This is a genomic window from Chryseobacterium sp. 3008163, from assembly GCF_003669035.1.
Taxonomy (GTDB): domain Bacteria; phylum Bacteroidota; class Bacteroidia; order Flavobacteriales; family Weeksellaceae; genus Chryseobacterium.
Genome location: NZ_CP033070.1, coordinates 1,207,778 through 1,219,848, shown reverse-complemented (window position 1 = coordinate 1,219,848; position 12,071 = coordinate 1,207,778). Strand labels below are relative to the sequence as shown.

8 protein-coding genes and 1 pseudogene are annotated in these 12,071 nt (G+C 35.1%); 5 read left to right on the top strand and 4 right to left on the bottom strand.

Going from position 1 to position 12,071, the window contains the following annotated elements; all coding sequences use genetic code 11:
- Window positions 1–73: 73 nt before the first annotated feature.
- Both EAG08_RS05435 and hemL read left to right on the top strand, forming a co-directional pair.
- Complete coding sequence (locus EAG08_RS05435; RefSeq protein ID WP_129534575.1) at window positions 74–1,129, top strand: glucosaminidase domain-containing protein; 1,056 nt, start codon at window positions 74–76, stop codon at window positions 1,127–1,129.
- 86 nt (window positions 1,130–1,215) lie between these two features.
- Complete coding sequence (gene hemL / locus EAG08_RS05430) at window positions 1,216–2,499, top strand: glutamate-1-semialdehyde 2,1-aminomutase (protein WP_129534574.1); 1,284 nt, start codon at window positions 1,216–1,218, stop codon at window positions 2,497–2,499.
- A 137-nt stretch (window positions 2,500–2,636) separates the two neighbouring features.
- Here hemL and EAG08_RS05425 read toward each other — a convergent pair whose 3' ends face one another.
- Complete coding sequence (locus EAG08_RS05425; protein WP_129534573.1) at window positions 2,637–4,475, bottom strand: chloride channel protein; 1,839 nt, start codon at window positions 4,473–4,475, stop codon at window positions 2,637–2,639.
- 212 nt (window positions 4,476–4,687) lie between these two features.
- Here EAG08_RS05425 and EAG08_RS05420 point away from each other — a divergent pair, with 212 nt between their 5' ends.
- A complete protein-coding gene (locus tag EAG08_RS05420; RefSeq protein ID WP_129534572.1) occupies window positions 4,688–5,713 on the top strand; it encodes a rod shape-determining protein in 1,026 nt (341 codons plus the stop codon).
- 94 nt (window positions 5,714–5,807) lie between these two features.
- Here the strand turns inward: EAG08_RS05420 and EAG08_RS05415 are convergent, their stop codons facing one another.
- Window positions 5,808–6,968 (bottom strand): hypothetical protein, encoded by a 1,161-nt coding sequence (locus EAG08_RS05415; RefSeq protein ID WP_129534571.1) that lies wholly within the window; start codon window positions 6,966–6,968, stop codon window positions 5,808–5,810.
- A gap of 230 nt (window positions 6,969–7,198) precedes the next feature.
- Here EAG08_RS05415 and EAG08_RS05410 point away from each other — a divergent pair, with 230 nt between their 5' ends.
- Together EAG08_RS05410 and EAG08_RS23105 are read left to right on the top strand one after the other, a co-directional pair.
- On the top strand, window positions 7,199–7,480 hold the full coding sequence (locus EAG08_RS05410; RefSeq protein WP_129534570.1) for a hypothetical protein: 282 nt from the start codon (window positions 7,199–7,201) through the stop codon (window positions 7,478–7,480).
- Window positions 7,465–7,773: a DUF6896 domain-containing protein gene (locus EAG08_RS23105; protein ID WP_410493337.1), complete on the top strand. Its 309-nt coding sequence runs from the start codon at window positions 7,465–7,467 to the stop codon at window positions 7,771–7,773. The genes EAG08_RS05410 and EAG08_RS23105 overlap by 16 nt, the downstream gene beginning before the upstream one ends.
- A gap of 237 nt (window positions 7,774–8,010) precedes the next feature.
- On the opposite strand, the pseudogene EAG08_RS22900 reads toward EAG08_RS23105, so the two are convergent.
- Both EAG08_RS22900 and EAG08_RS05400 read right to left on the bottom strand, forming a co-directional pair.
- Window positions 8,011–9,230: pseudogene (locus EAG08_RS22900) on the bottom strand (hypothetical protein).
- A 180-nt stretch (window positions 9,231–9,410) separates the two neighbouring features.
- The gene (locus tag EAG08_RS05400; RefSeq protein ID WP_228446780.1) at window positions 9,411–11,903 is read right to left on the bottom strand and encodes a TonB-dependent receptor plug domain-containing protein; all 2,493 of its coding nucleotides are present in this window, start codon (window positions 11,901–11,903) and stop codon (window positions 9,411–9,413) included.
- Between the last annotated feature and the right edge of the window lie 168 nt (window positions 11,904–12,071).

Genomic DNA, 12,071 nt, shown 5'->3' with positions numbered 1-12,071 from the left:
CACTTATGTGAAGATTTAAATTTCCAAAATAACTTGATGAGTGTTCATTTAATAATTCAAAAAAAATAGAAACATGAAAAGACTTTTCTTACTAATTAGCCTTTTAGTTTTATCAAAATTCTCAGCTCAGACCTGGGCTACTGAAGACCAATACATCCAGAAATTTGCACAGTATGCAGTTGAAGAAATGGAAAAGTACAAAATTCCTGCTTCAATTACGCTTGCACAAGGACTTTTGGAGACGGGTGGCGGACAAAGCCGTTTGGCTCAGGAAGGAAAAAATCATTTCGGAATAAAATGTAAGGAAGACTGGACCGGGAAAACCATGAAGCACACCGATGACGCTCCCAATGAGTGTTTCCGTGTGTATGAAGATCCGAAACAGTCGTATGAAGATCACTCAATATTCCTGACGACTAGAAAATATTACACCAAGCTTTTTGATTTGGATATGAAAGATTACAAAGCATGGGCGCATGGTTTGAAAAAAGCAGGTTATGCAACAAATCCGAGATATGCATCAATTCTGATTGGAAAAATCGAAAGATATAAATTGTATGAATTTGATGAAGTAAATTCCACAGAAGTTCTCTATGCCATTCTGAAAAAATATCCCGATCTTAAGGATGACAGAAGTTTTATGGCTCGTCTTGAACCCGCGAAAAAAGTTAAAAAAGCTGAACCGGTTACTGTGAAAGTTCCATACAAAGCAACTTCATATGCACAACAGCAAAAAAGAGTAGAGCGCATCAAAACCAAAGCAGAAATACTTAATTCTATCTTAATTAAAAGCCATCCGAATGGTGGTTTGAAATATGTGGTGATTCCTGAAGATACAAACGTGCAGTTTATCGCCAATAAATTCAGAATCAGCGACAGCAAATTGACAAAATGGAATGATCTGGAATCTGATATCCTTAGAAAAGACGATATTGTATTTCTTGAATCAAAAAATTCTGAAGGAAACACTGCTACTTACAAAGCTGAATTTGGTGAAGATATGCATGATATCGCACAAAAATTCGGAGTAAAACTCAATAAGTTATACGCCAAAAACAGAATGGATGAAGGCCAAAAACCAGCTGCAGGACAGCTGATCTATCTGATTGACAAAAAACCTAGAAACTAAAATTAGTTGTTGGTTTTCAGTTGATGGTTGTTGGTTTTAATACTGATAACAATTTGCTTTAGACTAATACCTATCAACTTACTATAATGAAATACCAAAGAAGTTCAGCTTTATTTGATGAAGCATACAAATATATTCCGGGTGGAGTAAATTCTCCGGTTCGTGCATTCAAATCTGTAGGCGGAGTGCCTGTTTTCATGAAATCTGCAAAAGGTGCATATCTTACAGACGCTGATGATAATACGTATGTCGATTACATCAATTCTTGGGGACCTGCAATTTTAGGTCATACGCATCCTGAGGTTTTAGAAGAATTAAAGATTCAGGCAGAGAAAGGTTTTTCTTTCGGTGCACCTACAGAGCTGGAAACTGAAATTGCCAAATTCATCACAGAAAATGTTCCGAATATCGACCAGATCAGAATGGTCTCGTCAGGTACAGAAGCTTGTATGAGCGCGGTAAGATTGGCGAGAGGATTTACAGGAAGAGATAAGATTGTAAAATTTGAAGGCTGTTATCACGGTCACTCAGATTCGTTTTTGATTAAAGCGGGAAGTGGTGCGGCAACTTTTGGAAATCCGAATTCTCCGGGTGTAACGGCCGGAACTGCGAAAGATACTTTGCTGGCAAGATACAATGATTTTGAGCAGGTTCAGGATTTGTTCAGACATAATCAGGGTGAAATTGCTGCAGTAATTATCGAGCCGGTTGCCGGAAATATGGGTTGCGTTTTACCTGAAAATAATTTCCTTCAAAACTTAAGAAAAATCTGTGACGAAAATGGCGCTTTATTGATTTTTGACGAAGTGATGACTGGTTTCAGACTGGCTTTTGGCGGTGCACAGGAATTATATAACGTAAAAGCGGATTTGGTAACCTATGGAAAAGTAATCGGAGGCGGTTTGCCGGTTGGTGCTTTTGCCGGAAGAAACGAAATTATGGATCATTTGGCGCCAAAAGGTGGCGTTTATCAGGCCGGAACATTGAGCGGAAATCCTTTAGCAATGAGAGCGGGTCTGAAAACTTTGCAACTCATCAAAAGCGATGAAAACTTCTTTAATAATCTGAATAAAACTACAGAAACTTTAGATTTTGAAATCGGAAAAATTTTAAATGAAAAAGGAATCGCTCATAAAATCAACAGAAAAGGTTCGATGATGTCGGTGTTTTTCCATATCAACAGAGTTTCAAATTTTGATGAGGCGCAACAAGCGAATCATTCACTATTCAATAATTTCTTTCATCAGATGCTGACCAACGGAATTTATCTTCCGCCAAGTGGTTACGAAACTTATTTCATCAGCGATGCGATAAAAGACAAAGAAATTGATATGACTTTGGAAGCGGTAAGGAAGTTTGAATATTCTTAAAATTAATTAATATAAATTCTTGAGGGATGAGGTGTAATGCTTCATCTCTTTTTTATATGTGTAAATTAGTCATACATTCATATTATTTTTTAGGATAGAAATTAGCTTATTATCTACATCAAAAAATAGCCAAATACTTAAGAATAATCTTTCAGCAATTGTCGGTAACTCGTTAATATAGCTGATTTGGAAATAAATCCGATAAACTTATTTTCTTCGTCGACCACGGGAAGATTCCATGTGGAGGTGTCATCAAAAGTTTGAATAATCTTCACAGGTTTATCGCTTAGCATTACCACTGCTGCAGGTACTTTTACTAGTTTTGAGAGATTCAGTTTTTCGTTTTCGTTAAACAAATAAGGACGAACGTCATCTAGTGTCAGAGTTCCTTTGAGCTGACGGTCATCATCAATTACGGCAAAATTGTTTTTTCTTCCGTTGCTGATGAGGTCGTATAAATCCTGCAATGATGCATTTTCATTGATGGTCTGAGAATCAAAATCTATAAAATCTTTTGTTTGTAATGAGGATAAAAGATTGCTGTCGTGCTGATGGGTGAATATTTTTCCCTGGTCGGCTAATGTTTTTAACTCTGGAGAGATAGGTGCAAACCATTTAGCAATTAAATAAGAAATTACAGCAACAATCATCAGCGGAATAAACAGATCATACCCAAAACTAGATTCTGCAATCAGGAAAATCGCCGTTAAAGGAGCGTATAGAACTCCACTCATGGCACCAGCCATTCCGACCAGAATAAGATTGGTGACAGGAACATCTGAGAAACCTAGATTTTGACATATTACCGCAAACAGAAATCCTACAGACCCGCCGGCAAATAATGAAGGCGCAAAATTTCCACCATTTCCACCACTAAAAATAGTAAATGAAGTGGCGAAAGCTTTGAGAAGACAAACCAAAATCAGAAATAGAATGATCGTCCATTGTTTGATTTCAAAATATCTGAAAAAGCTGTTGTGAATCACTGAGTTTACATTTCCGTTGGTGAAATCTTTTACAATATCGTAACCTTCACCAAAAAGAGGCGGAAATAATACACACAATAAAGAAAGTACAGCACCACCGAACATTGCTTTTCTCAGTCTGCTTAGATTTAAACCATTGATGAAATGTTCAACTTTTTGCGACACCACCACGAAATATCTGGCATATAATCCGGTAATAATTCCAAGGATGAGATAATATGGGACATTCAGATAGTTAAAAGGTTCTCTTGTATAAAATCTGAATAAAATATCTTCCTGAAGTAAAATTCTGGATAATAAACTTCCGCAGACCGCAGCAACAACCAAAGGAATAAAATCTGTGAAAACTACGCCTGTAAGCAAAATCTCAAAGGCAAACATGATCCCAGCAATAGGTGCATTGAAAGCCGAAGCAATACCGGCAGTAGCGCCAGCCGCCAAAAGTAAAGTGCGTTCTTTGTAACTTAATCGGTAAGTACGTGCATAGTTAGAGCCGATAGCAGCACCTGTAACAGCAATCGGACTTTCAATTCCGGCGGAACCGCCCAGCCCGACAGTGACAGCACTCTGAATGATTTGAGAATACATCTTAACATTAGAAACGATGCTCGAATTTTGAGCAATTTCGTATAAAATAGCACCAATTCCTTTTCTGTCTTGCCCCTTGAATATGGCAATGACAATGGCCGCTGTTAAGACAATTCCTAAAAAAGGAAATATGATGTAGAAGATAATCTGATATTCAAAATGGACATCATGAGTAATAAAATGATGAATGTTATGGACAATAGTCTTTAAGATCACCCCAGCCAAACCGGCAGTACATCCTACAAGAATTCCTGATAGTACCAAAAATTGATTTCTGCTCAAACGGTTTTTCAGCCAATGCAGAATAATCTCATAACTGCGTGCTTTTTTGAGACCATACTGCTGAAAATCTCTTTTAAACTTTAGAAAGCTTACGTATTTTTTTTTGTTTTGGAAATTCAAAATCTGTCTGAAAAATGAAATTAGTAGTTGATGATCTGTTGCAAAGGTAAATAATTCTTAAGGTTTATGTGAAACATTACCCAACGCTTTTTTTATTTGGAATCTTAAATATCAAGAACATTTTAACGTATGTTTAACTCCTTTCGCAATTAATTTAGGCAAGTATATAAAACTAATAGCCGTACATTTAGCCACTATAAAATTGATGTAAGATGGGGCTAGTTGATATGTTTACGGAAGAGATTGCAATTGATCTTGGGACGGCTAATACTTTAATAATTCATAATAATAAAATCGTCATAGATGAACCTTCAATCGTTGCAATTGATCGTTTGACGGGGAAGGCAATCGCAGTGGGAGAGCAGGCAAAACTGATGCAAGGTAAGACGCATGAAAATATAAAAGTAATAAGACCGTTAAAAGATGGTGTTATCGCAGATTTTCATGCTTCTGAACACATGATTAAAGAATTTATCAAGAAAATTTCTGAGATCAAAGGTAAATTTATACGTCCGGCACTGAGAATCGTGATCTGTATTCCTTCAGGTATTACAGAGGTTGAAAGAAGGGCGGTAAGAGATTCTGCTCAGAAAGTAAATGCCAAAGAAGTAATATTGATTTATGAGCCAATGGCAGCAGCAATAGGAGCGGGTATCGATGTGGAAAGTGCTGAAGGTAACATGATTGTTGATATTGGAGGTGGTACCACCGAAATAGCTGTGATTGCCTTGGGCGGAATCGTGGTCGACAAATCAATAAAATTAGCAGGTGACGTTTTTACAAACGATATAACTTATTTCATAAGATCGCAACATAATTTGGATATTGGCGAAAGAACGGCAGAAAGAATAAAAATTGAGATTGGTTCTGCCTTAGAAGAATTAGATTTTCCTTTAGAGGAAATTTCAGTTCGCGGAAAAGATCTTCTTACTGGGAAACCGAAAGAAATTATGGTCAATTATCAAGAGATTTTCAAAGCCTTAGACAAATCTATTATGAGAATTGAAGATGCTATTATGGAAACACTTTCAATTACTCCACCAGAATTGGCTACGGATATTTATAAAACTGGAATTTTTCTTGCAGGTGGCGGTGCACTTCTTCATGGATTGGCAGACAGAATTCACAGAAAAACAGGATTGCCGGTATTTGTAGCAGAAGACCCTTTGAGAGCTGTCGTTCGTGGGACGGGTATTGCACTTAAAAACATTAATAAATTCAGATTCTTGATGAAATAATCTGATCTAAAAATATTGGTCTTTGATGATCAACTAAAAATTCCTCAGAGATTTTCTGAGGAATTTTTTATTAAGCTAAAATTTATTTAAATTATTACAATCCAGACCAGCCTGTAGCCCAAGATGGTACTAAAATACCGTTTCCTGCTCCGGTTGCATCAGGTTTCTTTGTGTAAGTTGTATCAATAATCGTAACGGGTGAGCCTGCAGAAGATTTTAATGAGACTTCTGTCGTTGTATTTTCAAATAAGAGATTTGTGATTCTCTTTTTTCCGTTAAAACGTGCAACGGTAGAATCGCTTTCTATGGTAACGCCTTTCGACCAATTAGAAAAAACGATATTATCTAAGACCGCATACGTTCCTTGTTTTAATTTGATTCCATCAGATTCACCGGAATTGGCACCGATGAACGTGACGTTTTTGATGGTGGGGTTTGATCTTGGTGAAGCGTTATCGTTGCTGGCATTATTAATGCCTGTAATTCCCGTATTGCCTGTGCCGTCTGTTTTTCTTTTGGTGTAAATATTTGAGGCATTGCCCACCCATCCGTCTTTATAGCTGAATGCGTGATTGGTGTTGCCAACAGAAACGATGTTGGAAACATTGACAGTTCCACCATAAATTTCTATACCGTCATCAGCAGTATTTAAAAGTGCTACACTTTCAACCTTTGTTGTATTCCCAATTCCAAAAAGTGAAAGTCCGTTGAATTTTTTGCCAGCAGAAAATTCAGCCCCCGCATATTCAATTCGTACAAAAGTTAAAGATCCGGAATTATCGGTCGCCTCAGTTCCACCATAGATGGAATTTGCAATTTCAGAAGAACCTGAACTTCCTGTGTTAATGGGAGCTTTTCCGCAAATGACGATTCCGCCCCAGTTTCCTGTTTCGGTGGTTTCTGATGTGAATACAACCGGAGATCCTGCTGTTCCGTTGACGTAAATTTTCCCACCTTGTTCAACCAAAATATAAGATAAATGACCTGCTGTTGCAGTAATTTTTATCCCGGCAGGAATGACAAGCGTTCCGCCATTTTTAATAATAACTGTACCTGTGAGTTGATAAGATTTCAGTGGATCAAGCGTTACCACCTGTCCGCTGGTCACTTCACCTTTAAAATTATCAGGATCCTGAGCAATTCCCGTCGTTACTATTTCGGTAATTGTTTCTTCATCCTCACTACATGAATAAATGATGGATGACGAGCCAATAATGAATGCAGCAATGATTAATCTAAAGTAATTTTTCTTCATAATTCTCAGGTTATTCTCCTTCAACGGTTTTTTTGTCTATCTATTTTGAATGAGAATACCAAATTACCATTTTTCTGCTTAGTTTCCCAATTCAAACTGCAATGAATTTAAATCTTTATAAAAAATAACCGCGCCCGAAAAGTTAATTCCCGGCACGGTTTTCAATTTGATATAAAGAAACTAATTACTTAATTCGGCTAAAAAGAAACTTGAAAATATTTGAATGAAATTTGCAAAATAATATAAAAAAGTATATATTAAATGGATATTATGGCATAAAAGCGGCTATTTTGGAGAATCACCTCTTGATATTCAAGATTTATCAAGAACAAAAGCAATGGAGAAACATTCCGAAAAGGTCAAACAAATTGAACAGGGTTTATTTGATTAACAATATAGATTTTATGGTAGAACAAATATTAAATGATTATCTCATTTTTATTAAAAATTTTGAAAAGGCTATTAGAGAAAAGTATGATATAAAAAAAGTGATAGAATTTTATCAGGGATAGGGGTCTATTTCCAGAGAGAAGGAGAGCTAGATAGGTACACATATAGATTTCATGGGGCAGGCTGCTGTGTAGAAAAAGATGGTATTACATGTGATTATGATTATTCTGTAAATAATATTTCTTTTTCTTTATGGAAGTTTAAACAATTCATTATGACTCATCCTAAATATAAAAATGAGAATTTATCAGATAATTATTTAGAAATAGAATTATATCACTTAATAGAACAAGGAAAGTTATCTTGGATGACTTGGGGAGGTACAATTTGGAAAGTATATGAGTATATTATCTAATCAGTCATACCTTAAAATCTGATTTAGTTATTGATTTTTTAATTATATATACTTTACTTTTGTGAAAAAGTGATGTAATCTTCACTAAAAACAATATGTTCAAATGTTTTACGCAAATAGCAAGTCTACAGGTAAATTTAGAAAAGAACCTTTCACAATACCTTTGAAGAATAGAAAATCCCTCAGGTAATTTTCCTGAGGGATTCAATTTGATATGAAGAAACTAATTACTTAATCTTATAAAGCAGAAAGAAGATTAACTCCGTCTACAGTTGCCCAAGCTCCTGCTGGTAAAGAAACTTTAGTTACAGTAGCTGTATTGGTGAAAACTTTAGCTCCATTAGGAGTATAAGCATAACCCCAAACTAATGGGTTATCAGAGTTCAAATAAGTAAGAGGTGTTACAGCAATTTTTCCTGTGTTTACCTGGCTAGTTTCAGTCGCAGCATCTTGGATAAGAACTGCATAACTCTTTTGAGTTCCGATGTTTTTGTATCCGCTAATATAAACATTAGAGAAAATACCTGTTCCGTGCTTCTTAAATTGGATTGCAGAAATCTCTGGTGAATTTGCTGATTCAGGATTAGTGTTGGTATTTCTGATTAAAGTTATGTTTGAAACCTTTGGAGCAACATTATCTGCATTTCCAGATGCTTCAATCTCCATTCCGAAATTTCCTGTACCTGTTTGGAATGCATACCAATTGGTATTGTTCTGTCCGCTCCAAGCATCTTGCCAGTCGAATGAGTCATCATAATTACCATAAGAAACAATGTTTTTAGCACTTACAGTTCCTCCGAAGAATTCATATCCGTCATCAGTTCCTTTGTATGCAACTAAATTTTCTAAAACAGTTCCTGCTCCTACAGCGTAGAATGTCATAGAGTTTGTTTCTGAAGTACCATCACCAATTTTTTTACCTGCATATTCTACACGTACAAATTTCATGGTTCCAGAATTATCATTAGCATCATTACCGCCATAATAAACGTTATTTCCATCTTCGGAAAGTGCTTGAGTATTTCCATTTACAGCTTTTATAGGAGCACTTCCATATAAAGTAATGCCACCCCAATCACCAGCAGTTTTAGTAGATGTAGTAAATACAATAGGCTCGTTGGCTGTACCAACAGCGTTAATGCTTCCATCCTGAAGGATTACTAAACCACTTGTTTTAGTTGTTACAACGTTGAAAGTAGCTCCCGCTTCAATTGTAATTGTGGCGTTATTTGTAATCTTAACAATTCCATCTAAAGTATAATTTCCTTTTTGATCAAAAGGTCTTTTGCGATAGTTCCTGATAATGTTCCGCTTCCGCTTAGTACATTTTCAGTCGTTCCTGGAGTTGTAATTGTGGTACCTTCTCCTAAGCCATCATTTACGTCAATAGTACATGAATTTAGGGCCAATGTTAACACTGCTGTTAACGATAATAAAGATAAAACTCTTTTTTTCATTTTTATACTTATTTTTTATTTTTAAATTTTAGAATGTATATCCTACTGTAAAATTGAAGGTGATTCCTTTATAGTAATCAACGAGTGTAGTGTCTCCATTTTGTACATTTAATGGGATATAGTTTTTGTCGCCAAGTAATATTTTGTATTTGCTATCTAATATATTCTGTACAGCAAATTTTAAGTTCCAATTTTTGACAGTTGCCCCTGATAAACAAAATCGAATTGGCTAAATGGCTTTTCATAATAATTGTCAGTACCTGTACCTCCTGTAGCAAATATTTTACTTCCTGAGACATTGTATACAAGAGATAATGTGTGTGCTAAGTTGTTACGACTTTTTAATTCATATCTCAAATCTGCATTAATTGTGTAAGGAGAAGCACCTTGAAGACCTCTTTTACGCAATACTTCACCAGTAGATTTAAACCATGTAGGTTCTTCCATGTTAAGTTGCTCCTGACTTCTTTCAACATTAGAATGCATGATTGTAGCGTTTGCTCCTAAGGTGAATCTGCTAAGTGATTCGGAGATTCTTTTTAAGCTTAAAATTCCTTCCAACTCAATACCAAACAAATCTGCTCTCTTGGCGTTAAAAAAGGTAATTGTTGAACCTGTCGCATTTCCTGAAGCTACCAAAGAACGTTCGATTGCATTATCTATTCTTTTTGCAAATAAGTTGACTGCAAACATCTCTTTTGCAGATGGGAAATATTCCCATTTTAAATCTAAATTGTAGTTTTCACTATTTTTAATATCAGGATTACCAACAATATTTACGTTATCAGGATTTATATACGTAATAGGCAATGTCTCTATAAGAATAGGACGTGTAACAGTTTTACTGAATGAAAATCTTAAATTATTTCTATCATTAACTGCTTTTTTCACCGCTAAAGATGGAAGAAAGAAATCTAAATTTTTCTCCAAATTTACTTTTGTATTGGCACTTTGGTCAGAATAACGGATAAGCGTCATGTCATTTTCATATCTGGCTCCTAGTAAAATATCCCAGGTATCATTTGGTTTCAAATTAATGTTAGCATAACCTCCATTAATGATTTGATAGAAACTTGAGTAGAATTGTGAGATATCCGAGCCTTCCTGATAGAATAGATCTCCATTTCTTATTGAAGCATCAAATGTGTTTTGTGGTGTATCAACATTTACAACAAATGGAGATAGTGAACTACTTGCCGTTCTTCCAAATAAAAATCGATAAGAGGTTTTTCTAAAATCGGAGAATCCATTATAACCAACTGCAATTTGGATAGGAAAATCTTTTCTTTCTCCTTTCTCACCTAGAGATAATTGATATTCTGCGAATGCCGAACCATAGAACCTAGAGTCAACATCTAAATACTGACGGATAAGGTTGTTTCCTCCATAACGCATTTGGATGTTACCTTCAGAAAGAATTGCTCCCGTATTTGGATCAGTACGGTTACCTTCTATAATTTTTCTGTCTGGCTGACTGTAGTTATTTACAACATAACTAGCTCCTGCTTTTATTTGATTTCTATCGTTGATTTTCTGAGAAGCAGTTAATTGTAAATCTAAAAATCTCGAAATATCTAATTGATTAGTTCTAAAGAAACCTGAATTTTCATTCTGTACTTGATTATCCTTGTATCCAAAATTATCTTCAATGATATTATTTGTATTTTGTAAATAGATAGCATTTAAGTTAATATTCGTTCCTTTGTTTTTATATCCTAATGCTAACAAAGCAGAAGATTCTGTTTCGTAATTATATTGTTTACGATTAAGGAAATTCATGTTGTCAATAAATGAATTTTGTCCTTGTGATCTGAATTGGCTGTTGGTTCCCTCTTTATACTCAAATTTGGTAGCCTGATTTAGTGAAAAGATAATCCCTAAGTTTCCAGATTCGCTCATTTTTACTTTTTGAGCAGTGGTAAAACCGATGCTTGTGTTAGGCATAGATTTTACATTATCTACATTCCAAGTATCTTTAAATGAATTTAATGATTGATCAGCAGTAAATCTGTAGTTATTTGGTCTAGAATTTCTGACTTCAGTAGGTAATTTTCTATTTTTTGAATTTAATCCCAAATAACCCTCCATCCCGTCAGCTCCTTCAGATACTTTAAAATTATCTCTGAATGTACTTAAGGTGTTTACTCCAACTCCAAATTCAATTTTAGAAAAAGATTTGTCGATAGTCATTGTTTCTATATCGAAAGTTGCACCGGCAAAATCTCCGTAAAGATTTGAGTTAAACGTTTTATAAATATTTAGCTTACCAACAACATCAGTTGGAAACTGCTTTAAAGCAATGATTTTTTGGAAAGGATTGTTTGAAGGTGATCCTAATCCGTTGATTAAAAGATAGTTGTATCTTTCTTCAAGACCTCTTACGAAAAGACCTCTTCCTTCTACTGTTGTAATACCAGTTACTTTTGTAAGTCCCTGCTCAACGTTAGAGATGCCTTTTCTTGAGATTTCTTCAGCGCTTATCGCCTGTTTTTGAATGATAGCTCGTTTTTGTTCACCTAAGACTGCCGTTTCAGTCTTCTTATTAGTACTTCCTTGAATTACTACTCCTTCAATTGCCTTTTCTTTCTTTACCGTATCTTGCACTTTCTCTTGAGCATAGAATACAGATCCAGATAAAAATAAGACTGCAATGCTGAGTTTATAAATTTTCATTATTTTACTTCCTTTAGTTTGTAGATTCTTTCGGTGCAAAGGAATAAAACAATTGGGTTGCAAATGGTTTAGTTAATTTTAAATATTTCTTAACTAAACATTACGAAATACCCTTTAATATTAAGTTTATGTGAATGAAAACGAATTATCAATCATGTTGCTTAAATT

What these genes read in the sequence shown, in the direction of transcription:
- EAG08_RS05435 (WP_129534575.1), top strand. Translation starts at nt 74, where the DNA reads ATGAAAAGACTTTTCTTACTAATTAGCCTTTTAGTTTTATCAAAATTC.
- hemL (WP_129534574.1), top strand. Translation starts at nt 1,216, where the DNA reads ATGAAATACCAAAGAAGTTCAGCTTTATTTGATGAAGCATACAAATAT.
- EAG08_RS05420 (WP_129534572.1), top strand. Translation starts at nt 4,688, where the DNA reads ATGGGGCTAGTTGATATGTTTACGGAAGAGATTGCAATTGATCTTGGG.
- EAG08_RS05415 (WP_129534571.1), bottom strand. Translation starts at nt 6,968, where the DNA reads ATGAAGAAAAATTACTTTAGATTAATCATTGCTGCATTCATTATTGGC.
- EAG08_RS05400 (WP_228446780.1), bottom strand. Translation starts at nt 11,903, where the DNA reads ATGAAAATTTATAAACTCAGCATTGCAGTCTTATTTTTATCTGGATCT.